The organism is Caulobacter sp. CCG-8 (assembly GCF_037402475.1).
Taxonomy (GTDB): Bacteria; Pseudomonadota; Alphaproteobacteria; order Caulobacterales; family Caulobacteraceae; genus Caulobacter.
Genome location: NZ_JBBEUD010000002.1, coordinates 215844 through 240575, shown reverse-complemented (window position 1 = coordinate 240575; position 24732 = coordinate 215844). Strand labels below are relative to the sequence as shown.

22 protein-coding genes and 1 pseudogene are annotated in these 24732 nt (G+C 67.4%); 9 read left to right on the top strand and 14 right to left on the bottom strand.

Annotated elements, in window-relative coordinates:
* The first annotated feature begins 161 nt into the window (after positions 1–161).
* The 3 genes from WAE60_RS02615 to WAE60_RS02605 all read left to right on the top strand — a co-directional run bounded on the left by WAE60_RS02615 (position 162) and on the right by WAE60_RS02605 (position 2252).
* Positions 162–752, top strand: a complete 591-nt coding sequence (locus tag WAE60_RS02615) for a DUF4136 domain-containing protein (RefSeq protein WP_337684836.1) — start codon at positions 162–164, stop codon at positions 750–752.
* A 95-nt stretch (positions 753–847) separates the two neighbouring features.
* Positions 848–1552, top strand: a complete 705-nt coding sequence (locus WAE60_RS02610) for a sigma-70 family RNA polymerase sigma factor (RefSeq protein ID WP_081916972.1) — start codon at positions 848–850, stop codon at positions 1550–1552.
* Positions 1553–1634: 82 nt separating this feature from the next.
* A complete protein-coding gene (locus WAE60_RS02605) occupies positions 1635–2252 on the top strand; it encodes a flavin reductase family protein (RefSeq protein ID WP_337684832.1) in 618 nt (205 codons plus the stop codon).
* A 7-nt stretch (positions 2253–2259) separates the two neighbouring features.
* Here WAE60_RS02605 and WAE60_RS02600 read toward each other — a convergent pair whose 3' ends face one another.
* The 7 genes from WAE60_RS02600 to WAE60_RS02570 form a co-directional block, all read right to left on the bottom strand.
* Positions 2260–2829, bottom strand: a complete 570-nt coding sequence (locus WAE60_RS02600) for a hypothetical protein (RefSeq protein ID WP_337684830.1) — start codon at positions 2827–2829, stop codon at positions 2260–2262.
* A gap of 11 nt (positions 2830–2840) precedes the next feature.
* Positions 2841–3620: a DUF2092 domain-containing protein gene (locus tag WAE60_RS02595; protein ID WP_337684828.1), complete on the bottom strand. Its 780-nt coding sequence runs from the start codon at positions 3618–3620 to the stop codon at positions 2841–2843.
* Between the two features lie 133 nt (positions 3621–3753).
* A complete protein-coding gene (locus tag WAE60_RS02590) occupies positions 3754–4905 on the bottom strand; it encodes a DSD1 family PLP-dependent enzyme (RefSeq protein WP_337684827.1) in 1152 nt (383 codons plus the stop codon).
* 24 nt (positions 4906–4929) lie between these two features.
* The gene (locus WAE60_RS02585; protein WP_337684825.1) at positions 4930–6204 is read right to left on the bottom strand and encodes a D-arabinono-1,4-lactone oxidase; all 1275 of its coding nucleotides are present in this window, start codon (positions 6202–6204) and stop codon (positions 4930–4932) included.
* Between the two features lie 55 nt (positions 6205–6259).
* On the bottom strand, positions 6260–6961 hold the full coding sequence (locus WAE60_RS02580; protein WP_337684823.1) for a TetR/AcrR family transcriptional regulator: 702 nt from the start codon (positions 6959–6961) through the stop codon (positions 6260–6262).
* An 82-nt stretch (positions 6962–7043) separates the two neighbouring features.
* The gene (locus tag WAE60_RS02575) at positions 7044–8231 is read right to left on the bottom strand and encodes an MFS transporter (RefSeq protein ID WP_337684822.1); all 1188 of its coding nucleotides are present in this window, start codon (positions 8229–8231) and stop codon (positions 7044–7046) included.
* On the bottom strand, positions 8228–10504 hold the full coding sequence (locus WAE60_RS02570) for a TonB-dependent receptor (protein WP_337684821.1): 2277 nt from the start codon (positions 10502–10504) through the stop codon (positions 8228–8230). Before WAE60_RS02570 ends, WAE60_RS02575 begins: the two co-directional genes overlap by 4 nt.
* A 217-nt stretch (positions 10505–10721) precedes the next feature.
* Here WAE60_RS02570 and WAE60_RS02565 point away from each other — a divergent pair, with 217 nt between their 5' ends.
* Both WAE60_RS02565 and WAE60_RS02560 read left to right on the top strand, forming a co-directional pair.
* The gene (locus WAE60_RS02565) at positions 10722–10862 is read left to right on the top strand and encodes a hypothetical protein (RefSeq protein ID WP_337684819.1); all 141 of its coding nucleotides are present in this window, start codon (positions 10722–10724) and stop codon (positions 10860–10862) included.
* Between the two features lie 416 nt (positions 10863–11278).
* Positions 11279–11530 (top strand): hypothetical protein, encoded by a 252-nt coding sequence (locus WAE60_RS02560; protein WP_337684817.1) that lies wholly within the window; start codon positions 11279–11281, stop codon positions 11528–11530.
* A gap of 1 nt (position 11531) precedes the next feature.
* Here WAE60_RS02560 and WAE60_RS02555 read toward each other — a convergent pair whose 3' ends face one another.
* Entirely contained in the window at positions 11532–13385 is a 1854-nt protein-coding gene (locus WAE60_RS02555) for a transposase family protein (RefSeq protein WP_337684815.1), read from the bottom strand.
* 293 nt (positions 13386–13678) lie between these two features.
* A complete protein-coding gene (locus tag WAE60_RS02550; protein ID WP_337684813.1) occupies positions 13679–14023 on the bottom strand; it encodes a hypothetical protein in 345 nt (114 codons plus the stop codon).
* A gap of 385 nt (positions 14024–14408) precedes the next feature.
* Between WAE60_RS02550 and WAE60_RS02545 the strand changes: the two are divergent.
* Positions 14409–14570, top strand: a pseudogene (locus tag WAE60_RS02545) (ISNCY family transposase); the annotation flags it as partial.
* Between the two features lie 290 nt (positions 14571–14860).
* Here the strand turns inward: WAE60_RS02545 and WAE60_RS02540 are convergent.
* The 5 genes from WAE60_RS02540 to WAE60_RS02520 form a co-directional block, all read right to left on the bottom strand.
* Positions 14861–15256, bottom strand: coding sequence for a hypothetical protein (locus tag WAE60_RS02540; RefSeq protein WP_337684812.1), 396 nt, complete (start codon positions 15254–15256; stop codon positions 14861–14863).
* On the bottom strand, positions 15249–15470 hold the full coding sequence (locus tag WAE60_RS02535; protein WP_029917178.1) for a hypothetical protein: 222 nt from the start codon (positions 15468–15470) through the stop codon (positions 15249–15251). The genes WAE60_RS02540 and WAE60_RS02535 overlap by 8 nt, the downstream gene beginning before the upstream one ends.
* Before the next feature lie 311 nt (positions 15471–15781).
* Positions 15782–17428: an adenylate/guanylate cyclase domain-containing protein gene (locus tag WAE60_RS02530; protein WP_337684810.1), complete on the bottom strand. Its 1647-nt coding sequence runs from the start codon at positions 17426–17428 to the stop codon at positions 15782–15784.
* A gap of 131 nt (positions 17429–17559) precedes the next feature.
* Positions 17560–17958: a hypothetical protein gene (locus WAE60_RS02525; RefSeq protein ID WP_029917174.1), complete on the bottom strand. Its 399-nt coding sequence runs from the start codon at positions 17956–17958 to the stop codon at positions 17560–17562.
* Entirely contained in the window at positions 17955–20018 is a 2064-nt protein-coding gene (locus WAE60_RS02520; RefSeq protein WP_029917172.1) for a TIR domain-containing protein, read from the bottom strand. The genes WAE60_RS02525 and WAE60_RS02520 overlap by 4 nt, the downstream gene beginning before the upstream one ends.
* A gap of 37 nt (positions 20019–20055) precedes the next feature.
* Here WAE60_RS02520 and WAE60_RS02515 point away from each other — a divergent pair, with 37 nt between their 5' ends.
* The 3 genes from WAE60_RS02515 (at position 20056) to WAE60_RS02505 (ending at position 24709) form a co-directional block, all read left to right on the top strand.
* The gene (locus WAE60_RS02515) at positions 20056–20805 is read left to right on the top strand and encodes a Crp/Fnr family transcriptional regulator (RefSeq protein ID WP_029917170.1); all 750 of its coding nucleotides are present in this window, start codon (positions 20056–20058) and stop codon (positions 20803–20805) included.
* 211 nt (positions 20806–21016) lie between these two features.
* Positions 21017–23719, top strand: a complete 2703-nt coding sequence (locus WAE60_RS02510) for a TonB-dependent receptor (protein ID WP_337684806.1) — start codon at positions 21017–21019, stop codon at positions 23717–23719.
* A gap of 81 nt (positions 23720–23800) precedes the next feature.
* Complete coding sequence (locus tag WAE60_RS02505; RefSeq protein ID WP_337684805.1) at positions 23801–24709, top strand: metallophosphoesterase; 909 nt, start codon at positions 23801–23803, stop codon at positions 24707–24709.
* Positions 24710–24732 lie beyond the last annotated feature (23 nt).

Below are 24732 nucleotides of genomic sequence, written 5' to 3'. Positions count from 1 at the left end.
CCGGGCCACGCCCCGCTCAACTCAAGGGATTACCCCCTACGGCCAGGGTTTCACCTGATTGAGGCCGCTACGCGCCGGGCTGAGAGTTCAGACGGCGCCGCGCGAAACGTAAGACGGGACGCCGCAGTCGAGCAGGAGTCCGTATGATGTCCTCCAGGTTCTTGGCCCAAGCCCTCCTCGCCGCGGCGGTCGCCGCGTGCCTGCCCCTGGCCGCTTGCGAAAGCCCGGGCGGAAAGGTCTCGGTCCTCACCGGCACGACGCCGCTCTCCGGCTCGACCTACGCCTGGGCTCCCGCCCAGACCGAAAGCGGCGACCCGCGCGTCGACAACGACATCATGCGCGAACGCATCCGCACCGCGATCGACACCAACCTGGCCGCCAAGGGCTACCGTCAGGTCGATGCGGCCCAGGCCAAGCTGCTGGTGTCCTACCATGTGGGCCTGAAGAGCGGGACCGACTACTCGGCCACCAGCATGGGCGGCGGCCCCGGCATGGCCTGCGGCGTTCGCGGCTGCATCGGCGGCTACGGCTGGGGCATGTACGGCGCGCCGATGGACGTCGACGTCCGCGCCATCAACTACACCGAAGGCGCCGTGATGCTGGACCTGGTCGACACCGCCAGCGGCAAGCTGGCCTGGCGCGCCATCTCGCAGAAGCGGGTCGACGAGAAGGACGCCACCCAGGACGGCCTGAACGCCATCGTCGCCGACATGGTCAAGACCCTGCCGCCCGGCGCGCCCCCGGCGGGGTGAGCCGCGACATCGACCTTGGCCTCATCCCCGCGATCTTCTTCCCGAAGCTCGGCCCCCTGAAGCTGATCCCCGCCATCTGATTTCCGGAGTTCCATATGACGGACCGCAGCCCGACCGAGAAACTGCTCGAGACCTCCGCCCGCTGGCGCGGCTCGAAGGCCGAGGTCGCCGCCGAACCCCGCAGCTTCGCGGCGCCCGCCGACCGCCCGCCGCCGCTCGACGAGGACGACTTCAAGCGGCAGGTCGTGGAGAGCATCCCCGTCCTGCGCTCGTTCGCCCGCGGCCTGTGCGGCGACATGGCCAGAGGCGACGACCTGGCCCAGGACGCGCTGCTGAAGGCCTGGCAGCACCGGGCCCAGTTCACGCCCGGCACCAACTTCAAGGGCTGGATCCTGAAGATCGCGCGGAACCACTTCTACTCGCAGCGTCGGCGCGTCTGGCGGGAAACGCCCCTGGACACGACGATGAGCGCCCAGATCCCGGCGGCCGGGACCGACCAGGTCCAGTCCCTGATGCTCAACGACCTCCGCAACGCCCTCAACGCCCTGAGCGACGAGCAGCGTGAAGCCACGATCCTGGTCGGGGCGGGCGGCTTCTCGCATCGACAGGCGGCCGAGATGTGCGACGTGCCCGAAGGGACGATGAAGAGCCGGGTCTGCCGGGCGAGGGCCAAGCTGGCGGCCATGCTGGAACACGGAGAGGTGACCCACGACGCCGAACCCGCCTGGCTGGCGGCCCAGCTGATCATGGCCGAGCTGTCGACCCTTTCCAGCGCTCGGATCGATCAGAACCGGGCCTGAAGGGAAAGCCGTCGCCGAGCGGTGACGACTGGCGGCTCGCCGCGCGTCCTCCTAAGACGGGCGTCGGCAAGACGAGGCGTCCATGACCGCGATCCATTCCTACGATCCCAAGACCGGCCACGGGCTGAAGCACGATCCGCTTAACGCCATCGTCGCGCCGCGCCCGATCGGCTGGATCTCGACGGTCAGCGCCGCCGGGGTCCGCAACCTGGCGCCGTACAGCTTCTTCAACGCCTTCAACTACCGGCCGCCGATCATCGGGTTCTCGAGCACGGGCTGGAAGGACTCGGTGCGCAACATCGAGGAGACCGGGCAGTTCGTGTGGAACCTGGCGACGCGGCCGCTGGCCCAGGCGGTGAACGCCACCTCGGCGATGGTCGCCCACGAGGTCGACGAATTCGAGCTGGCCGGCCTGACGGCGGCGCCGTCCGTGCGGGTCGCCGCGCCGCGCGTCGCCGAAAGCCCCGTGGCGTTCGAATGCCGGCTGACCCAGATGATCCGCCTGACCGACGCCGAGGGCGCCCCGGTCGACGCCTGGCTGACCCTGGGCGAGGTGGTGATGGTCCATATCGACCAGACGCTGCTGATCGACGGCGTCTACGACACCGTGGCCGCCGAGCCGATCCTGCGGGCCGGCGGCCCCGCCGACTACTTCGGGATCGATCCGGCGGGCAGGTTCCAGATGTACCGGCCGACCTGACGGCCCGTCAGCCCGGTGCGTTGACCACCACGTATTCGACGTTGGTGCCGGAATAGCGCGGCGCGTACCAGGTGCTGCCGCATTGCGAATAGCTGATCCCGTTGACCACCACGGTCGAGCAGCTGGGCGGGACGCTGTAGACGACCGAGCCGACGACGGCGGCGGTCACGGCGGCCGTCGCGCCGATGGCCACGCCGGTGGCGATCGGATGATAGTCCCAGCCGTCACGGTAGCCGTAGTGGTTGTCGACGTTCACGTTGACGTTCCGGTTGATGTTGGTGTTCCGGTTGACGTTGCGATTGGCGTTGACGTTGTGATTGACGTTCGAGCTGGCGTTGGCGCGGACGTTCCGCCCACCGCCGCCGCCACCGCCGGCCGGCCGGGAGGCGGCCGCTGGACGCGCGCCCGCATGCCCCCCGCCGCCGCCGCGCCGCTGGCAATCGGCGGTCGACGCGGATTTCGGGAGCAGGCTCTGGCCGGCCAGGATGTCGGCGGCGAACGCGGGGACGGGCGCGGCCAGGCCCTGGATGGCGGCCGCCGCCGTCAGCGCGACGGCGTATTGCTGGATCTTGTTCATGGTTTCGACCCTCACTTCGTCGCCCCCGACGCCGACAGGTCGGCGACGGTGATGCGATGGGCGTTGGCGGGCGGGTTGAAGGTGTAGGCCGCCTGGGCCGGCGCCTTGTCGTCCCAGGTCATGACGGCGGTGTACTGCGGCTGGGCTTGGTCCTGGGTGGTGGTGATCACCATCTTGCAGGGGAGGGGGGGACCATCGCTGCGGATCCACACCTGCCAGTCGGCCGCCGCCTGGCGGAAGGCGTAGTGTTCGCAGGCCACGCCGCCCACCTTCTCGGGACCGACGTCGAAGCCCGACTGGATGCGGGCGGTCAGGGCCGGATCGACGCCCAGCTGGAACAGATCGGCCAGCGGGATTTCGACGCCGTACTTGTCGCTGATCGTGGCCACCGTGGCGGCGATGGTCGGCGGCGCGGGCACCGAGGCGTAGTAGCCGACCTTGGGCGCGAACAGCGTGACTGACTTGCCGTCGTAGTAGATCTCCCGTTCCTTATGGTCGAAATCCATGTGGATCTTGAAGCCGCTGGGCCGCAGGGCCTCGATCTTCAGATCGCCGCCGTACTGCAGCTTCTGGCCGCTATCCAGCACCTGTTCGGTGGTCACGTCGGCCGTGAGGGTGAAGGCGTTCAGGGCGCGCAGGGCCTCGCCCATCTTGTTCAGGGCGGCCAGGGCGTCGGGATCGGGCTTGGCGGCCGCGGGCGCCGGCTTGGTCTGAGCCTGGGCGGCCACGCCCAGCCCGATGGCCAGCGGCGCCGCCACCGCGCCGGCCAGCAACTTTCGAAACACGCTCATGGGTCTTGGCCTCCCGGCCGGGTCCGTTGAAGACCGGCAGGATGGGCGCGAGGCCCCGACCCTGGATATCGAGGGATTGCCCTAGGCGGGCTCCTCCAAAATCCTCATTTCGCGGGGGTGATCGGGGAGGGGGCTAGCGCGAGCGGCCCCGCGCCGAGACGGGCCACAACGCCACCAGCGTGTCGCCCTCGACCACGTGGTAGGTGTCGTAGAGGTTCACGGTCGGATCGCAGTGCGGCGCGCCCAGGATCACCCGCTCGGCCAGGCCCGGAGGGGTCTCGCCCGGCGGCGGCAGGATCGCACCGTGCTCGTCGCCCATGAAGAAATAGCGCGAACCCTCCGGCGCGCCGCCGACCACCTTGGGCGGCTCGGCGTCGGTCGACAGGGCCTTGAAGCCGGCGTCGATCGTGACCATGCCCGGGGTGTTGGCGCTGACCACCCGCGCGTCGATCAGCAGCGACGGCTCGTAGGGGCTTTCGTCCGCGCCTTCGCCGGCGATGTCGCAGACTAGGTACTGGCCGTCCATGAACACGTACGAGCCGACCTGGAACTCGGTGAAGATCCCCAGCTCCGCGTCGATCCGGTGCGAGCCGGTGCCCGAGCCCGACACGATGGGCGGCGCGCCGCCGGCGGCGGTCAGGGCCTCGATCACCGAACGGATATAGGCGCCGCGATCCTCGAGATTGGCCTTGCGGTCGGCGAAGCTCTCGATGTGCTGCTGCATGCCGCAATAGCACTGCAGGCCCGCATAGATCAGGCCCGGCTCGGCCTGGATCGCTTGGAACAGGGCGACGGCGGCCTCGGGCGAGGCGACGCCGGTGCGGTGGATGCCGGGGTCGAGGTCGATCACCACCTTCAGCGGCTTGCCCGCCGCGGCGGCGGCCTGGCCCAGGGCGGCGACATTGGCGGCGTTGTCGACCACCGCCATCAGGTCCGTGGTCCGGCCGTTCAGCGCGATCAGGCGGGCGATGGCCGGCGCCGAGACCACCGGCGAGGTGATCAGCAGGCCGGTCGACACCCCGCCCTCCGCCAGGGCCTCGGCCTCGCCGATCTTGGCGCAGCACAGGCCCACGGCGCCGGCGGCGATCTGCAGCCTGGCGATGTCGACGCTCTTGTGGGTCTTGGCGTGGGGCCGCAGCTTGACGCCCTTGCCCGCCGCGAATTCGGCCATGCGCACGATGTTGCGCTCCAGGGCCGGCTTGTCGATCACCAGCACCGGGGTGTTGAGCTCACGGCGCGAGCCCGGGGCGCCGATCAGGCCGGCGTGCAGGTCTTGGTCGGTCATGGCGGTCTCCGCTCGAGGCCCCGATCAAAGGCTGAAGAGTTGCGTCAGGTGAGTATTGGCGAACTTGCCGGTCGGGTCCCAGGTCTTGCACGCGCTCACGAAGTCGCCGGCGCGCGGGTACAGCCGGTGGACGTCGGCCGTCGTCAGGGTGTGGCGCTTGGCCCAGTGCGGGCGGCCCGCGCCGTCGCGCAACACCGCCTCCATCTCCGTGAACAGCGGCCGCCAGGGCATCTTGGCGTACTGGTGGAACGAGATCGAGGCGCCGGGGCCGGCGTTGAACGGGCTCATCCAGATGTCGTCGCCCGCCGCCAGCCGGAACTCGAACGGGAAGGTGACGGGCAGCCGGCGCTTGCGGATGTGGGCCATGGCCGCCTTCAGGGTCGGCAGGCCGGCGGCGCGCGGCAGCTCGTACTCCATCTCCTCGAAGCGGATGTTCCGCTCGGACGGGAAGATCTCGTAGGCCGGGCCGGCGCGACGGCTGGGCTTGCCCATCATCCGCATCATCAGGCGCTGCAGCGACGGCGTCAGGAACGGGGCGGCCGCGCAGATGTCGCAGATGGTCTTGAAGGTGGCCTCGCTGTCCTCGCCGACCTCCCGGGCCGGGCGCCCGGGCTCGCGCGGCTCCACGGGGTGCAGGGTCTTGAAGATCACCTCGTCCGAATACGGGAAGACGAAGAACTCCATGTGGCGCGTGGCGGCGGCCAGTTCGTCCAGGCGCTCGGCCACCTCGGCCAGCGGCCGGCGCTCGACCCGCTCCTCCAGGTGGTAGGCGGGGATGACGTTGATCCTGATCTCGACGGCGACGCCCAGCAGGCCCAGGGACAGGCGCTGGGCCTGGTAGAGCTCGGGGTTCAGGTCGGGTCCGCACTCGACGATCCGGCCGTCGGCGGTCATCAGCCGGAAGCCGCAGGCCTGGGTCGACAGGCTGCCCAGCTCCGCGCCCGTGCCGTGGGTGCCGGTCGAGACGGCGCCCGCCAGGGACTGCGGATTGATGTCGCCCTGATTGATCAGCGACAGCCCCTCGGCCCACAGGGCCGCGGTCAGCTTCTTGAGGCTCCAGCCCGCCGGCGCCCAGACGGTTTTGCGGTCCGCCGCGATCTCGACCGCGCCCTCGTAGTCCGACAGGTTCAGCAGCAGGTCGCCGGTCTCGCACAGCGGCATGAACGAATGGCCGGCCCCCACCACGCGGACCTTGCCCGCCTGGCCGACCAGCGCGGCCAGCTCGGCGGCTTTGCGCGGCCTGGCGATCAGGCGAGGGGAGGCGGCCACGCTGCCCGACCAGTTGTTCCACCCCGTCATCCGCATCTCCCCGTTCGCGATAGGAATGGCCGCGATGCAGTGATGATAGTAAAAACTATCGTTCTTGCAAGCCGTCGCTCCAGGGCACCAGGGAAGGGTCGCCGAAGGTGTCGAAGTAGCGTTCGAACAGCAGGCAGACCTCGCGGCTGAGCGCCAGGGCGTCCTGGTCCGGCTCTTCCACGGCCATCTCGGTGGCCGAATAGGTCAGCTCGACCATCATCCGCATCGCCAGCCGCACCCGAGCCTCCGGCGCGCCCGGATAGCGGCCCTTGAGGATCTCGGCGAACTGGCCGGCCACCATGTCGCGCGAGGCGAAGCGCAGTTGCTGCAGCATGGGCACGGCGCGCAGGGCCCGGCCGATCGCCGCGCCGCCGGGGAACCGGCGGGTCATCTCGATCATCTCGGTCAGCATCGCGACGTTCTTCTCGATGCGCTCGGCCGCCGTGTCGCCCTCCAGGCCGCCGGCCTCGATCCATTCGAAGACCTTGTCGTCCTGGGCCTTCATCAGCCGGTCGCCCAGCTCCTTGAGGATCGCGTACTTGTTCGGGAAGTAGCGGTAGAGGGCAGGGGGCGTGAGCCCGGCCCGCTTGCAGATGGCGTTGGTGGTCAGTTGCTCGAAGCCGATCTCGCCCAACATCTCGCCGGCCGTGGCCAGGACCACCTCGTAGGTGTCCTGCCCGCGCGCCTGGGTGGGCTGCAGCTTGGCGTCCAGCGCGATGTCGGGGCCGGCGGTCTTCTTGGCCGTCGCCTTCGGCATGGCGGTTTCTCCGTTCCAGTTCCCTTGGACTAGAACGCTTCGAGGCAAAACGCCAATCCGCACGAACCCTTAGCGCGCCCCTCTAGCGTGATCGCGTCAGGTGCAGGAAGGCGACGATCACCAGGGTGACCAGGGCCAGCCCCACGCCCAGCCAAACCGCCGGCCGCACGTCGGCCCCGCTGACGATGAACGAGGCCAGCAACGGCCCCGCGCCGCAGCCCAGCAGGCTGGCCCCGGGGCCGAGCAAGGCGGCCCGGCGGCTGGGGTCGGCCTCGATGGCCAGCGGCGTCAGATAGGGCGAGGCGAACAGCCAGACGAAGCCGAACACCGTGGCGGCCGCCAGGAACACCGGCGCCGAGGGCAGGGCGGCCATCACCAGCAGGGCGACGGCGGCCAGCACCACCGAGGCGGTCAGCGACCAGAACCACGACAACCGGCCGGCCAGGGCCGTGGCCGTCGCGCCGCCCGCGACCTGGGCCGCCAGCGACATCGCGAAGGCCGCGCTGGCGACGCTGGGCGGATGCCCGGCCTGGCGCGACAGGGGCTCGGCATAGATCCACACCGCCAGGATGAAGGCCTGGAAGCAGAAGACCGCCGCCAGGGCGATCCAACCCCGCGCGCTGGGCAATCCCTTGGGATTGTCCTCGCTCTCGACCAGGGGCGCATAGAGGCCGGGGATCGCCAGGCCGGCGACGGCGGCGGAGACGGTGAGGGCGGCCAGCATCACGAAACCGCCGTCCGGGCCGAAAGACCCCATCACGAGGGCCCCGATCGCGGCCACCACGCCCAACTGCAGCAGGGTCTGGATCGTCAGGTACAGCCCCGCCCAGCGCTCGGGGCGCGGCGAGCGGACGATCATGCCGGTGATCAGCCAGATCATCGCGCCGGCCGGCAGGCCCGCGACGGCGCGGACCAGGATCAGCAGATCGCCCGAGACGCGAGTCGTGGCCAGGTCCAGCGCCGCCAGCAGCAGGCCGCAGGTCACGGCCGCCAGCCGCAGTCGACTCCGCCCGAACATCGGACCGATCACCGCCGCCCCGATCCCCATGGCCACCAGCTCGGCCATGCCGGCCAGGCCCAGCTGGTTGGCGGTCAGCCGGCCCGCCGCTTCCAGCCCGCCCAGCAGCAGGGGGCCGACGCCCGGGAACAGCACCCCGACCAGGCCGATCCAGAACACCGACAGGCGCTGGGTCAGGCTGGGCGGCTGGCCGATCCAGGCGCCCGTCGCGGCCGGCGACGCTTCGCCGGCCTGGACCTCGACCGCGCTCAATACTTGGCCCGGAAATAGACGCCGTAGGTGCGCGGCGGACCCATGCTGAACACGTCGAAGCCGAAGGCCGCGATCTGGGTGATGTCCGAGATGTTGGTGGTGTCGGCCAGGTTCTTGCCCCACACGCCCAGTTCGTAGCGGCCGTCGGCGAAGGCCCAGCCGACCTGGCCGTCGACGAAGGCCCGGGCCTTGTCGCTGAGCCGCTCGGTGTTGGCCGTGTCGTAATAGACCTTGCTGCGATAGGTGAAGTCCAGCTGGGTGATCAGGTCGCCGGCGCCCAGCGGATGCTGGTAGCGCGCCGCGCCGTTCAGGCTGACCTTCGGCGCCGAGGGCAGGGTGTTGCCCGAATAGTCGGCCGGGGGCAGGGACGGGTCCTCGAACGAGAGGAAGTCCTTGTACTCGGCGCTCAGCAACGACGCGCCCAGGGTCAGGCTCAGGCCCGTGATCGGCCGGGCCTCGATCTCGGCCTCGCCGCCATAGACCCGCGCCTTGGAGGCGTTGGTGAACAGCTGGACGGGCAGGCCGTCGCGCTGGACCTGGGTGTAAACCTGCAGGTCCTTATAGTCGTAATAGAAGGCCGAGACGTTCACCCGCAGGCGGCGGTCGAGGAACTCGCTCTTGGCCCCGATCTCGTAGGCGTCGACCGTCTCGTCCTTGTAGGGCCCCAGGTCGCGGGGGTCCGTCGTCTGGCCGCTGAAGAACCCGCCGCTCTTGGTCCCGCGATTGTAGGTCGCGTAGACGTTGGCGTCGTCGCTCAGCGCGTAGCGCAGGCCCAGGCGGCCCGAGATCGAGCTGAAGGTCTTCTGGTTGTCGTATTCGAACAGGGTCAGCAGGCCGTAGTCGACGTCGCTGACATAGTGGAAGGTCTTCTTGTCCTGCGACCAGCGCAGACCGCCCGTCAGGGTCAGTTTCGGCGTCAGGTCGTAGTCCACCTGGCCGAAGGCGGCGTAGCTGGTGGTCTTCTGATGCAGGGGCCAGCCGAACACGCCGACGCTGTTGGCCGGGTCCATGCCGGTCGGGTTGTTGACCGGATCGGGGACGCGCAGGACCTCCAGGACGTTGTAGTGGCTGTCGTTGTCGAGGTTGTCGCGGGCGGCGTAGAGGCCGGCGACCCAGCGCAGGCCGGTCGCGCCGTTCGACTGCAGGCGGAACTCCTGGCTGGTGGTGTCCTGCTTGGCGATGTAGCGGGCGTCGAAGATCGAGATCGGGTTGGAGTCGGTCTCTTCGTAGTCGTCGCGCTTGGCCTGCTGGTAGCCGGTGATCGAGAACAGGGTCACGCCGCCGAAGTCGTAGCTGATCGCGCTGGTCGCGCCGAACAGCTTGACGATGTCCTTGCCCTCGAAGCGGTAGTCGCCCTCGTACTTGTTGTCGCTGGTGTTGGCGTAGCCGGCGGCGTTCGTGCACTGGCCCGACGTGTAGTAGGCCGGCTTGCAGAAGATGTAGCCGTAGGTCGGGTCGGGATCGGCCGTGCTGGCCGCCTCGGCCGTTTGGGCGATCAGCGAGCGGTTGTAGGTCAGGATCGAGCCGCCGCTGGACTTGCTGTAGCTGGCCGAGACGTCGACCGTCAGCTTGTCGTCGGGTTTCCACTGCAGGGCGCCGCGCACGGCCTTGCGGTCGGCGTCATTGCCCTTGTTGCCGGTCAGGCGATTGAGCGTGTAGCCGTCGCTCTTGTCGTAGAGGCCGGCGATCCGGAAGGCCAGGGTGTCGGCGATCGGCCCGCCGAAGCCGCCCTGGACGTTGAGCGAATTGAACCGGCCGTAGTCCACGGCCAGGTCGCCCTCGGGCGTGCTGCTGGGCTTCTTGGTGGTGACGTTGATCGCGCCGCCGGTGGTGTTGCGGCCGTAGAGCGTGCCCTGGGGCCCGCGCAGCACCTCGACCTGCTGCAGGTCGTAGAAGCCGGCCATCTGGGCGAGGGGGGAGGCGACATAGACGCCGTCGACATAGACCCCCACGGCGCTTGCGGTGGCGGGATTGAAGTCGTTGACGCCGATACCGCGGATGAAGATGCGGGGATTGGCGGCGTTGTCGTCGGTCTTGATCTGAAGGCCCGGCGAAAGGCCCGACAGCGCCAGCACGTCGCCGACGCGCTGATCCTTGAGCTGGTCGGCGGTGAGGGCGGTCACCGACACCGGCACGTCCTGGAGGTTTTCCGATCGTTTCTGGGCGGTGACGACGATCTCGTCGAGCGCGACCGCCTCCTGGGCGTGGACCTGACCCGCCGCCGCCATCATCGCCATCCCGGCGACGCCCGCGAGCACCTGAAGCTTCCGCATTCCATACCCCCGTCACTGTTTTTATGAGGGTTACAGTAGCTAAAGCTATCATTATGGCAAGCGACGTTCGCGGAGCTTCGTTCGACCGCCGATCAAGCCCCGAACCAAGGCAGTTTTAGGCCTCCCGGCGCTCGAATTTCGAGCGTCGCGCCTCAGGATTCCCCCCGATTGGCCCACGGCGCGAAAAGCGTAATCTGTGGGGCTGAGGGAGCACGTCATGCACACATCGCACTTCTGGCAAAGCGCAGGCCTCATCGCCATCATCTTCGGCGCGGCCGTCCTGTCGGCCATGATCGGGTCGCGGGCCCATGCGGCGGAACCTTGCGGCCTGGCGGCGGGCCTGACTCAGACGTTCTGACGGTCGAGGCGGCTCAGGGACAACCGGGCTCGTGACGGGCGGGCGCTTGGCCGTTCGTCGTCACGCCAGCCGGCTGCGGCCGCTGTGGAGCGCTCAGAAGTCCGCGCCACGGAGATGGCGGCGACGCCGGCGGTCCAGATCCACGCCAGGCCAGATTCACGCCAGGATCGCCAGAGACATTATTTCCGATAATATTCCTTAGGCGATGTATATGAACTTCGGCCCTGCTAACGCCTGATGTCACTGACTCCAAACTCTGCGAGTCGCACGCCGCCTGTCACCGGTTGCCCCAACGTTCCGCCCTTTGACGATTTCTGACCCCAAACCCCGCGACTGCCTGTCTCCAATCGTTGCGACTAGCCCGGTGCCGAAAAATCGAGCCTGTGCCGCTCAGCCGTTTGTGAGATGCTCCCGATATGGCCAACCGCTCTCACACGCCCAGCCTGTTCGGAAATTCGCCGGCGTACATCACGCGACTACGCATCCGGATGTTCGCCCGGATGATCCGCAACATCGGCGTCTTCGCGTTTGGGATCAGCGTCGGCTGGATGGCCCTGACGCTCACGTTCAGCTGGAACCTGGCGATTATCGCTTCGGCCGGCCTTGGCGCGTTCCTCGTCGGCTACTGGCTGATCCCGTTCTACGTCGAGCCGGATGGCGACGCTTGAGCTAGTAGACGTAGCCGCCAATCGCGCCCGCGGCGGCGGCATAGGTCCAGCGCCGCCTCAAGTCCCGCGGCCACGCCAAAGACCGCTCGTCGATCTGTAGGATTGCATTCCTAGGCAACTCCATTGGCAGCAAGAACATCAGATCTTGCGCGGCGTGTTCAAACAACGCTTGCCAGCCTTTGATCTTGGTATGGCGGTAGCTGAACAAGAGCCAGTTACGCCCGAGTGGCGATATCTTCTCCGAGAGGACTGGATCGCCAGGCTCAGCCAGCACCAGAAGCGCAAGGCGCACGTAGAGAAGTCTCGCCGCTGCGTCGATGTCGGCCCAGCAGTCCTGGGGCATATGATTGCTGCCCGTTGGCGAGCGCCTTTGAAGTAGCGGGCTTTCGAGCAGCGAGCTGAGCACCCCTGAGTTCGGAGCCCTCATGTTGGTTCTCAGGGCGTCGATGACGTCGCGTACCGCCCAACGAAGGCGAAGTCGCCGTTCGAGCGCCTCGGCGCTGCCGCTGTCGTCCAGCACGCGAAAAACGCGCGCGAGCATCGCCGGATCATCGAACTGTGCGCCGTCCAACAAGCTGTCGCGCGGTTCGATCGGTTCCCCTCCCCCGAACGCGCCGCCCCAATCGTCATCATCTGTGAGAGGCGGCGCTGGAATGACCCTTAGATCCGCCACGGCCTGGCGCTCGAGGCGAAGGCGTTCTACTTGGCGCGCGGCGGGGCCGGACCTCGCTGCTGCGGCATTGATAATCGCCTCGGCCCGTTCGACGCCTTGCCGAACGTTCGGGTTGCGAGCGATGGGTTCTAGAGGCCGAACGCCGCGGCGAGCTGCGTTGAGAAGCCATAGAGTTGGTGCCGGCCCTTCGCGCTGGAGGCGGTAAGGGACTTCGAGATAGCCACGGCCGGGGATCTGGACATATAGGCGGGAAAGGTCGCGAGGATCGTACTTCGCGATCACTTCGCGCGCGCCCAGTATGTAGGCGTCGCCAAGCGCTGGACTGTAATACTCGTCGCTGAAGGCCTTGATGCCGCGCCGCCCGATCATCGATTTGATCTCGGGCAAGAGGTTGAGGCGGAAAGTCTTCATGTCCTCCGGGAACCGGGGTTCGCGGCCATGGGCTTTGGCGGTCCATGCCTCCAGCGGGCTGATGCCTAGCTCGCTATGTTTGGTCTGGTGATATACCCCGAGAATTTGATGCGCGAAGTACAGCTCCAGCTCGTCAATTCGTAGTCGAGCGGATGCTTTGCTGTCGTATTTACCCCGAGCCAACGGGTTGCGGTGCGTTGCGCCGGGTATTATGCGGCACTTTCCCATCAACGTGCCGATTAGGCGCTCGACATGTCCGCCATAGCGCGTGCGGCCGGGCGGCCGTAACTCCCAGCCAGTGCCTTCATTGCGCACTGCACGTTGTGTCGAAAGCGAACGGAACTCAGCCGCCCGGTCGCTGTGTAGAAGTAGAGGCAGGCCTTCCGGGGGCCAAGCGTAGGTAAGACCGCGAGCGGCAAGCCAGTTGGACTTTCTGGACACTGCCAAGTCTACTGCTGTTGCGACGCGAATTCGGGAGGGAGGATCAAGGCCGATGTAAAAGGCTACGACCATGCGTGTGGCTACATCAATGATAACAGTCAGCCAGACGCGACCGATCGGTCGACCTTTTGAGTCCACCACGATAACGTCTGCAAGACGTATGATCGATTTGCCAAACGTCCCAAGGCATCTCGACATTAAATCTACCTGCCCTTGGCGTTTGCTGTTCTGCTGCCGCCGCCCCTTTTCGCTTAAGAACAATAGTTCGATTTGGAATAGCATTTTTCCGGCGAATGACGGCCGTCCGACCCACTCGAGGAAGGCCTTCATCCTCACATGCATCTCCAATCTTCTCAGCAACGCTGACCAGAGAAGCTTGCGCCAGCGTCAAATATTCCGCGTCTAAGAATTTTGCGATCAGTTCTTCCTGGCGAGGCAGAAGGCGAGATCGTCCCTTGGGGTAGCCCTTGGGCTGTGACACTAGATCCTGGATCGTGCCCTGAGCTGCTCGCGCGCGTCCCTATTGATTTCGACTGCCTCGCCCTTCTCCTGACCAAAGTGGATGTCGGAGAGGTGCAGAGTGACAAATGGCGCGGGGGCGACGGGAGCATTTGCCATTGGGGTCAAGCCTCAATCCGGATGCGACCCGAACGCTTCGCGTCGGCCAACGCCGACTCGACTCGCGCTCGCAGCGGGACGTCGCTGAAGCGCGCAATTACGCGCTGTACCGTTTTGGACTGTTGGTCGGTCATTACGAGAGGAGCGCCGTCAGCGGGCAAGGCCGACGGGAGGCTGAGCGCCTCTGGAATGCTGAGAACGTCGACGATTTGTGCTTCGATCGCACTCAAGTCCGCGTCACTTAGCGAAGTATCGCTCAACCGCTTAAACAGTGTTCGCAGGTTGTCACGCAACTGAGGATTCCCGACAAGCGCCTTCTTAAGGATCGTTCGCTGGATGAAATTCGTCATGTCTGATCCGCCCCAAGGACAACTAATAGCTTCAGCTTTACCGGAGTCGCAACGCTTGAGTGCTCTGGGTGCCGTGCGTTTTTGGAGCCAGTTTTCGCGAGTTTGGAGACAATCGCGGGGTTTGAGGCCAATTTTGAGATCGGTCCTGGAGGCGTCAAAAACGGCCTTCTGGGCGTGCAGGTTTTGAAAGGGGGTTATGAAAGGCGCTATCCCTTTTCCGCCATAAGCCGCTGAATCCTTTCACAAACGGCCGATTGCGCTTTCGGTTTCCAGAAATAGGAATATATTCCTCACCCCCGATTGGCCGCGCAGGCAAATGTGGCTGTGGTCAAAACTAGGAAAATATTCCTATATCTCTGTCGCGACTACTGGAGACAGCGACATCGAGGATCGTGGCCCGATATGCACGCTGCTGGTCTATATCGACGACGCCATCAGCCGGCTGATGCATCCGCGGTTCGTAGAGACGGAGTCAACTTTCGCCGACTTCGCCGCGACCCAGGGCTGCCTGGAAGTCCACGGCAAGCCGGTCGCGTTCTACAGCGACCTACGATGGCGGCCGCCGATCATAATGGGAAAATATTCCTAATCCGGCGCTGGCGATTGCTTGCGGTAGCGCGATGCTACTATAGGAACATATTCCTATAGACGATGATGTGGCTGCGGACCTGAGATCGCGATCAGGCCGGAAATGGGTCGGATGGGCGCGGCCCGTTCGCGGGCACGCCCATCCGACTGCCCTCCCCCAAGGGCAAGGCGGTGCGGCTGGCGCGTATGAGCCCGCCCCGCCTGAACGCTTCAGACGCCGCCCCCGCCACACCGAAAGCCGCTGCGCCGTCAATTCATCCGGTCGACGGCGGGATCGGACTCTCCGTGTCCCAGCGCGTCGGCAACGACCCGGTTGGCCTTCGCGAATCGGCTCTCGCCGAGCGGATCCGGATCGTTGCTCGACGGGGCCTCGACGCCGGACTCGCGGGCGATCGCCTCGGCCGCGGCCTGATCGATCGCGCGCCTGAGGTCGGCCAACCGCCTGTCAGCTCCGGCCATGGTGGCCCAGAAGCCCTTGTCTTGCGTCGCCGGCTCCCAGGCGTTCCTTGCGTCTGCCTCCGGGACAGGCGCGGACAGCGCCTCCTCCATCCGGGGCGGCGCGGCGCGCGCGTCGCCGCCGACGATGAGGCTCCTGGCCTGGGCCAGGATGGCGCCAAGGCTCTTGAGCGTCGCCAGGCTACGCAACCGCCCGGACCTTCTGCTCGTGGATCGCCGAACGCGCGGCTTCCATGACCCTTTCGGCCAGGCGCGCGATGTCGTCTTCGGCGACGCCATGCTCGCGCGCCCAGATCTTTACGGCGTGCTTGACGATGCCCGCGGCGGGATCGGAGGCGAGCGCGCTGGCGAATGAATCGTGGGTGGCCTGGGATCCTTTGAGGACAGCTGCGTCGAGAGACATGGCGGGGTTCCTGATGCAACGTGAAGGCGGCGTTGGGGCGGCGATACGACTTCGAAAAGGCCGGAAAACGGACCCGACCGATGGGGACGGTCGGGTCCGGAGGCGGCTCGAACGGCCAGCGGTGACTGGCCGAGCGCGGTGTATGTCGTAGCGACACTCCAACGATGGCGATCGACAGAGACGTTTTGCAGCCGCCCGACTGTGATCGTCGCGGCCTACGCTCGAAGGATGCTGAAGGGGGCGGCGCGCGGATGTGCGGATTTGCACATCGTCAGAAATAAAGGCGCCAGTTTACCTCGCGGCCGGGACGGTCAGACTCGCGTGAGATTGAAGATCGGGATCGCCGCAACGTCCTTATGTCCCCGGGTCCGCCCGACATAGCCGCAGCGCACCCGGTCGCCGTGAAAGACCGCCAGCGCTCCGGCCAGGGCTTCGCTGACACACGCCGAACCGGGCGCGACCTCGGGTTCGATGCGCGCGGCGACCACCACATGGGCGCCGATGACGGCCGGGGCCTTGGTCAGCGGATTGGTGCTCAGGTGCACCGGCCCATAGTGCCCGCCGATCCTGAGGCCCAAGCTGCGCGGCAGACCGAGGGCCCGAAGGTCCAGCGCCCGATGAGCCTCCTGGAGAGCCAGGGCCGCCAAGGCGGCGTCGATCGGATGGTCGAAGACGAGGAACAGGCCGTCGCCCCAGGTCTCGACGTGGCGCGGCGGCGCATCGAGACCCGAGACGACCTTGGCCATCTGCCCCATCACGGTGTCCACGAAGGCCGGAATCTGATCGTCGCGCAGAGCCCCGAACCCCTTCACGTCGGCGAAGAGCATGGCCTTCATGGCCCGTGAGGTCCGTGCGTCCGCGTCTTGGTCGGACCGTTGGCGCGGGAGCGACGGCGGCCGTCGAACGGCGATGATCTCCTGCCGACGCCCGCCCTTCGCCCAATAGGCCAGATCCACCGCCGCGCCGGCCAGTCCCTCGGTTGCGTGTCCGTCCCACACCACCACCTGGATCGCCTCGGTCGACAGGGTCTGGGCGCGCAGCACCGCGCAGCCCATGGCGATCTGGCTGGCGTAGGCGAAGACCTGTTCGTCGCCGACATAGGGGTCCGGCGAGGCGTAGCGCACGGACGTGGCGCGGGCGAAGCAGTGCTCGAAGCGCTCGACCCAATCGCGCCCGAACGGCGCGACCGACACCGCGACGAAGGAGGCGAGATTCACAGGCAGGACCAGATGCAGTTCGGCGCCGGCGTCCAGCACGGCCTCGGCGAAGACGATGTCGGCGCCGGCGGCCAGGCCGCCGTAGGCGAAGCCGATCCCCTGCCCCCGCACCACGCGGTCGGCCTCGTGGCGCAGGTCGCCGTCCAATCCGCTGGCCAGCGCCCCTTCGCGCGAAGCGTCCAGGATGTGGCCGGTGAAGTGGGCGCAGACCGGCGGTCGGAAGGGCGCCAGCCAAGCGGGATCGACGCCGGTCTCGCGGCACAGCATCTCCAACTGGCGCAGGGTCGAAGCGTGGGCGGCGAAAGCCCCCGGCGCGCAGGCGAGCGCTTCGACCATCATCGCCCGCGCCGCCTCGATGTCGTCGATCAAGAAGCTCGCCTCGGCGCGGCTGGCGGCCGCGAAATAGGCCACCTCCCCCGTCAGTCCCTGCGGCGGCGGAACGCGCAAGGCCGCGGTCGCCCGGGTCTGTCCGCCCGCCCGATCGCCGGCGATCAGTGTCATGGTCGCGGCGTTGACCGCGCCATAGAGGCCGCCGAAACGTTGGTACAACGCATCGTAGCGGCGGGTCGACGCCTTGGCGAAAGCCGTCCGGCGCGGTTCGCGCGCGGTCAGGGCGACATCCTTCAGCAGACGCGCGCCCAGGGCGATCGCGTCGGGATCGTCGTCAACCCGATCCAGGCCCAGGCGAACATATTCGACCCGCGCGAAATCGATGGCTCCGGCCCGCGCGAGGCAAAGCACGGCCTTGCAGGCGATCTCGCGCGAAGTCTCGCCCGCTTCCAGGGCGGCGCGGGCCAGATCGTAGGCGGCGAGAATCTCGCCGCGCTGGATCAGCGCGCCGATCTTGTCCTTGTCGAAGGTCGTGGCCTCGATCAGGGAACGCGGCCCGCGCCGTTTTCGATCTTTGGATCCAGAGTGATGTTCTGCTTGTGCGAGTCGGTCATGTACAGGCTGTAGACGTATTCGCCGACCCGATTGTCTTCATAGACGACCGTGAAGCACGTGAAGGGCTTTTGCGGCACGTCGTAGAGCATTTCGATCCAGGTGTAGCTGGAGAAGTTGATCCCGAAGTCGTCCGTGAAGAGGATCGGGCGTTTCTGGAACGTCCAGTCGACGCCGACGAGGTCGTCGCTCAACCGGAAGACCAGTCGGCTCGGAGCTTCGAGTTTCAGCGACAGCGGGACCGGATTGTTGGGATCGAGAACGTTCATGAAGTTGACGTTGTCGGCGATGCCGATGACCAATTCGATGATCGGTAGTGACTCTGTCATGTGAAACCCCCTTCTACGGTGGCGCCAGCTAGAGGCGACTCTCGCCAGAATGCAAGAAAGCCGGGATGGGCGTAGCCCTGCTTTCTCAGGTCGCGCACGATCGCGTCGGCCAGATCGCGCCGGCCCTGGGCGAGATAGGCGCGCGCCAGCACGTCACGGCCCGCCGGAGAAAGCGAGCCACGCCGAGGCGACAAGGTCGCGACCGCCTCCGCCGGCTGTCCCGCCGCCAGGTGCGCCGTCCCGTAGAGCACCGCCCGCTCGACCACGGCTTCGTGCGACACCGGCGCGCGACGCAGGTGATCCAGCAGCGCCAACGCCAGGTTCCGTGTCCGTGCGGGGTCGCCGGCAAGCCGCGCGAGCGTGATCGCCTGTTGGTCCAGGCGACCGTCCAGGTCGGCGCGCCAGGCCTTGGCCTCATCGCCCGTGCGCAGCCTGGCCAGCATGGCCGCGGCCTCGGCGTGGGCGGCGCGCGCGTCGGGCAGTTGGCCCGACCAGGCCGCCAGGTCGATGGCGTCCATCTGCCCGATCAGCAGATACTCCAGCCATCGGGTGTTGGTCGGGTCCAGGGCCACCAGCTTGCGTAACCCCTCCATGGCCCTGTCCGACCGTACGCGGGCCTGCGCCGTCCGCCCCAGGTCCAGCTCCAGCCGCGCCAGGGCCAATTGAGCGGCCAGATTGCGGGCGGCCAGCGGCTTGTCCGCCGGAGTCCTGGCCGAGGCCTGGGCCAGAAGGTTCGCCGCGCCCTCGCGCTCGGCGAAGGCTTCGCGGGGACGCCCCAGCTTGACCAGGGAATCGGCCACCCACGCGTGAGCGTCCACGGCGTCGACCAGGCGGTCCTGATCGTCAGGCGCGCGAGCCCGTTCGGCCTCGAAGGCGGTGGACGCGGCGCGGAAGGTGGCGAGGGCCTCATCCGTCCGCCCCTGCTCCATGAGCAGGGTGCCAAGGTTGCTTTTGGCGTAGGCCACTTCCAGCCGCCAATCGGCGCGGGCGGGGTCGAGTTTCACGAGGGTCTGGGCGAGTTCGCCGTAGCGATTGAAGCCTCGCTCCGCGGCGGCGGTGTTGCCTTGGCGCCATTCCATATAGGCCAGCCAGTAGACGTTCTGCGCCTCGTCGAAGATCCGATCGCCGTTGTTGGGCGCGCGGGCGGCCAGCTCGTGCGTGGTCGACGCGGCCTGACCGAAGGCGGCGCGGGCCCCGGCCAGGTCGCCGCGCTGCTCCCGGATCGTGCCCAGCAGCGTCTGGGCCTTGGCGCGCTGGGCCAGGGCCCTGTCGTCGAGCCGATCGGTGCGCGCCTTGCCATAATAGGCCAGCACCCTGGAGCCGACGCCGTCGAGGACGTCGAGGCGGCCCACCGGCTCCAACTGTTCGCGCAGGTCGCCCAGCATGTAGGCCACGAGGGCCTCGGTCTCGTCGCGCTGGTCGCGAGCGATCTGGCGGGACTTCAGCGTGGCGACCGTCATCGCCCCCATGGCCAGGGTCACGACCAGGGCGGCGGCGCTGAAGCCGGCCATCAACCGCATGCCGCGGCGGGCGTCACGCTGGACCAACTGGTCGAGGCTGACGTCCAGCAGCCTGGCGGCGATCTTCAGCCGCGCCAGACGCGGTCCGTCCGCGTCGCGCCGCGGGTCCACGGCCAGGGGCTCGACGCCCGGCGGCAGGGCCGCCCGCAGGGCCGGCGGCAACACCGTGGCCAGAAGCGCGTTCCTCGGCGTGGCGGGGGTGAGCACGCAGAGAACCTGGCCAAGGCCGTGGTCCCTCAGGAAGTACGACACTTCCTGGTCCACCCAGCGCGAGCTCGCCGAGGCCGGGGAGCAAAGCACGATCAGCGCGTCGGAGCGGTCCAACGCGTCGCGGATCACCTCGCCCAGATCGGGCGAGGCGCTCAACTCGTCGCGATCCCGAAAGATCGGCGTCAGCCGCCGCGTCGACTCCCCGCCGCCGATCGTGGCCAGGCGGCGCGGCGCACGGTAGGCCTCCAGCGCGCGATGCAGCCAATCCGCGGCTTTGCGGTCCTGGTGGCTATAGCTGATAAAGGCCCGGTAGCGTGGTCGGCTGTTCATTCGTCGTCCCTGAATCGACTGTGCAGGAGCGTTTTCGATGGCCGTGATTCCCCCCTCGCCCCCGCTCGCTCCGAGCCATACGCCGGTCACGTCGTCGCCAGAAGGCGACTATCGCACCAACCGGCTGTTCCGGCACATGGCGCGAGACGAGATCGAAGCCCTCGCGCCCCAGATCGAGCACCTTAACTATGGCAAGGGCGAGCTGATCGTCCAGCGGCTGGATGAGAACGGCGGCGTCCATCTGCTTTTGGAGGGCGCGCTGCTGGCCAACCAGTACGCCCGGTCGGGCCGCGAGGTCGGCTATCGGCGCATTTCGCCGGGCGGCTATTTCGGCGAGATCTCGGCGATCGACGGACTGCCCCGCTCCGTGAACATCATGGCGCTGGAAGACGTGCGCGTCGCCCGCCTGCCCCAGGCCCTGATCCTGGATCTGTTCGAGCGATCGCCGCGCTTCATGCGGGCGATCCTGGAGGACCTGGCGAGCCTGACCCGCTCGCTGACCGATCGCCTGTTCGAATTGAACGCCGTCTCGGTGGCCTGTCGCGTCGATATCGAGCTTTTGCGCATGGCGGCATCAGCGGGCGGCGACGGTCGACAGGCTGTGATCCACCCCTGCCCCACCCACGCCGAACTGGCGGTTCTGGTCGGCAGCCAGCGCGAACCCGTGACGCGTGAACTGAACCGCTTGGCCGGCCTGAAGATCGTCTCCCAGACAGGCCGCACCCTGCGGATTCTCGACCTGCCGGCACTGGCCAACGAGATCGAGCGCATCGGCGGCGAAATTTAGTCGCGGCTATCAAAGTCAGCGACACCGCCGAACCAGTAATAGGAAATAATTCCCACACTCAGGAACCGCCATCGTTCCGGTCGAAGCCTTGCGACCGCGCCTGTCAAAAACACTTCACACAAAACCCGGTCCCCGAACGTCCGGCTCGAAACTCTCCCCTCCCGACGGCGCTGCGGGATGGTCCCCGACGGCGACCGATCGGGGATAGACCATGCGCACCAAATCCAACTGGATGACCACCACCATGCTGGCGACCGGCCTGCTGGCCGTCGCCGCCGGCCAGGCCCTGGCCGCCGACGCGACGCCGGCCCAGCCCGGCGCCGACGAAGTCGAGACGATCGTCGTCACCGGCTTCCGCGGCAGCCTGGCCCACGCGCGCGACCTGAAGCGCGACGCGGTCGGCGCCACCGACGTCATCGTGTCGGAAGACATCGCCGCCTTCCCCGACCTGAACCTGGCGGAATCGCTGCAGCGCATTCCCGGCGTGACCATCTCGCGCGACTCCGGCGAAGGCCGGCAGATCACCCTGCGGGGCCTGGGCCCCGACTTCACCCGCACCCAGCTGAACGGCATGGAAGTGCTGGGCAACACCGCCTCGGGCATGGACAACCGCGGCGGCGTCAGCCGCACCCGCAGCTTCGACTACAGCCTGTTCGCCTCGGAGCTGTTCAACCGCGTCACCGTCCAGAAGTCGTCGGCGGCCGAACAGGACGAAGGCGGCATCGGCGGCACGGTCTTCCTGACCACGGCCAAGCCGTTCGACTATCCGGGCTTCAAGGCCGTGCTGTCGGCCAAGGCCCAGCAGAACAGCAACGCCGACGACAAGGTCACGCCGCGCGTGGTGGCCCTGGTCTCCAACCGCTGGGGCGACTTCGGGGCCCTGGCCTCGGTGGCCTACGGCGTCAACGATTCCAACGAGTTCGGCTATCGCAGCTTCAACTGGGGCGCCATCCGCGCCAATCCGGGCAACATCGGCCCGGGCGTCAGCGCCGCCGACGCGGCCAGGCTGACGGCCCCGACCCCGACCATCTTCGCGCCCCAGGCCGACACCTATTCCACCTGGTACGACCGCCGCAAACGCCTGGGCGCCACCCTGTCGCTGCAGTACGAGCCCGGCGACAAGCTGAAGCTGGGCTTCGACGCCCTGTACAGCCAGCTCGAGAACAGCCGCCAGAACTTCGCCCTGGCCACCTCGGGCATCAACAGCCTGACCGGCAACATCACCGGCGCCCAGGTGATGCAGAGCGCGGTGATCCAGGGCAACACCCTGATCGCCTCCAGCTACACGGGCGTGGACCTGCGCAGCGAGTTCAACCGCGAGGAAGACAAGACCAAGTTCTACCAGACCGCGCTGAACGGCTCGTACCAGGCCACCGACAAGCTGCTGCTCAAGGGCCTCGTGGGCTATTCGAAGTCGGACTACAGCCTGCCGGTGTTCGACAAGGTGTTCCTGGAGTCCAAGAACCACGCCTTCAGCTTCGACGACCGTCCCGAGATGCCGGTCAACACCTATGACGCCGGCCTGACCGATCCCGCCAAGTGGGACCTGATGCGGATGGACACCCAGGAAAACCGCATCTCCTCGGAATACACCAACGCCCAGTTCGACGCCCTCTTCGCCGCCAACGAGACCTCCACCTTCAAGGGCGGGGTCGAGTACAAGAAGTTCGTCAACAGCGGCGCCCAGTGGAGCGACAAGGAGTTCAAGAACGTCCCGGCCAACACGGCCATCCCCAACACCCTGAAGATGACGGTGCCGTTCAAGACCCTGGGCAACTACATCGTCGGCGATGTCGACCAGGTCTACGCCCTGATCGGCCAAGTCCGCGACCTGCAGGCCCTCGGCGCCAAGTTCGCCACCCCCGGCACCAACTACACGGTGACCGAGGAGACCCAGGCGGCCTACCTGCAGTACGACCTGAACACCACGATCCTGGGCAAGGGCGTGCGGGCCAACGCCGGCCTGCGCTACTACTCCACCGACCTGACCTCGGAAGGCATGCTGAACACCGGGACCAGCCTCCAGCCGGTGTCGATCAAGCACAAGTACGACGGCGTCCTGCCGGCCCTGAACGTCGCCGTCGACATCAATGACGGCATGGTGGCCCGCTTCAGCGCCAACCGCGACATCAGCCGCCCGGCCCTGGGCGACCTGGCCGCCGCCGGCTCGCTGACCACCGCCCCGTTCGGCGGCACGATCAGCACCGGCAACCCGAACCTGACGCCGTTCACCTCGGACTCGATGGAAGGCTCGCTGGAGTTCTACGACGGCCGCGTCGGGTTCTTCTCGGTCGGCGTCTTCTACAAGAAGCTGAAGTCGTTCATCACCAGCCAGACCAGCGTGATGCCCTACTCCCAGACCGGCTATCCGCTGTCGTTCCTGCTGCCCGGCCAGGACGGCTCGATCATGTACAATGTCAGCCATCCGGTGAACGGTCCGGGCGCCGACATCCAGGGCCTGGAAATCGCCTTCCAGCGCGACTTCGACTTCCTGCCCGCGCCCTTCGACCACCTGGGCGTCGTGGCCAACGGCACCTATGCCGACGGCTCCTCGCCGGTGCTGATCAGCGGGAACTGGATCACCCTGCCCCTGATCAACCTGTCGAAGTACAGCGCCAACGCCACGATCTACTACGAGACCGACACCTGGGGCATGCGCCTCTCCAGCGCCTACCGCGACAAGTACCTGACCGGCGCGGGCGGCAACGGCAACATCGGCGACGGCGTGAAGGCGACGAACAACATCGACTTCTCGGCCCACTACAACGTCACGCCGGGCCTGAAGCTGACCCTGGAGGGCATCAACCTCTCCAACCAGCACGTCATCCAGTACACCGACGTGACGGCCCAGCGGACCACGGTGAACGTCAGCAGCGGCCGGACCATCCTGATCGGCGCGACCTACGAGTTCTAGGTCCGTCGACGAGGACCCGTCCGGCGCGTCGCCCCCGCGCGCCGGACGGGATTTTCTTGTATTCCGACACCGGAGGCCGCCATGGCCCTTCCCCTCCTCCATCGGCGCGGATTCCTGGCGTCGGGCATGAGCCTGGCGGCGTCCGCCGCCCTCGCCGCCCCCATGCGCTCCAGCTCGGGCCCGCTGCGCGTGGGCGCCGTCGCCGACTGTCAGTATGCGGATCAGGACGACAACGGCGCGCGGATGTATCGCCGCTCGCCGGCCAAGCTGCGGGCCGCCGTCGACCATTTCAACACCCTGACGCTGGACCACGTGGTCCATCTGGGCGACTTCATCGACAAGGGCTGGGCCAGTTTCGACGCCCAGCAGCCCGCCATCGACGCCCTGCGCCATCCCTGGCGGTTCGTGCTGGGCAACCACGACTTCGCGGTCGACGACGACAAGAAGGCCCTGGTCGCCGCCCGGCTGGGCATGCCGGCCCGCTACTACAGCTTCGAGACCCGCGGCTGGGTGTTCCTGGCCCTCGACGGCAACGACCTCAGCGAATACGGCTGGCCGGCCGGAAGCCCCGAGCTGGCGCTGAGCCAGCGCCTGCACCGCGAACGCTTCCCGGGCGCGCCCGACTGGGACGGCGGGATCGGCGCCGCCCAGCTGCAATGGATCGACGCGACCCTGGCCGACGCCGGGCGGCGCGGCCTGAAGGCGGCGCTCTACTGCCATTTCCCGATCTTCCCGGCGAACCCGCACAATCTGTGGAACGCGACGGAAGTGACCGACCTGGTGGTCCGCCACCGCGCCGCCAAGGTCTGGATCAACGGCCACAATCACGACGGCAACTACGGCGAGACCGGCGGCCTGCACTGCGTGAACCTGAAGGGCATGCTCGACACCGAGGAGACGGCCTATGCGGTGCTCGACTTCGGGTCCGACCACCTGCGATTGACCGGCTTCGGGCGCCAGACCAACCTCCGGCTGAAGCTTCGCCGTTAGCGACCGGGCTTCAAATAAGTGAC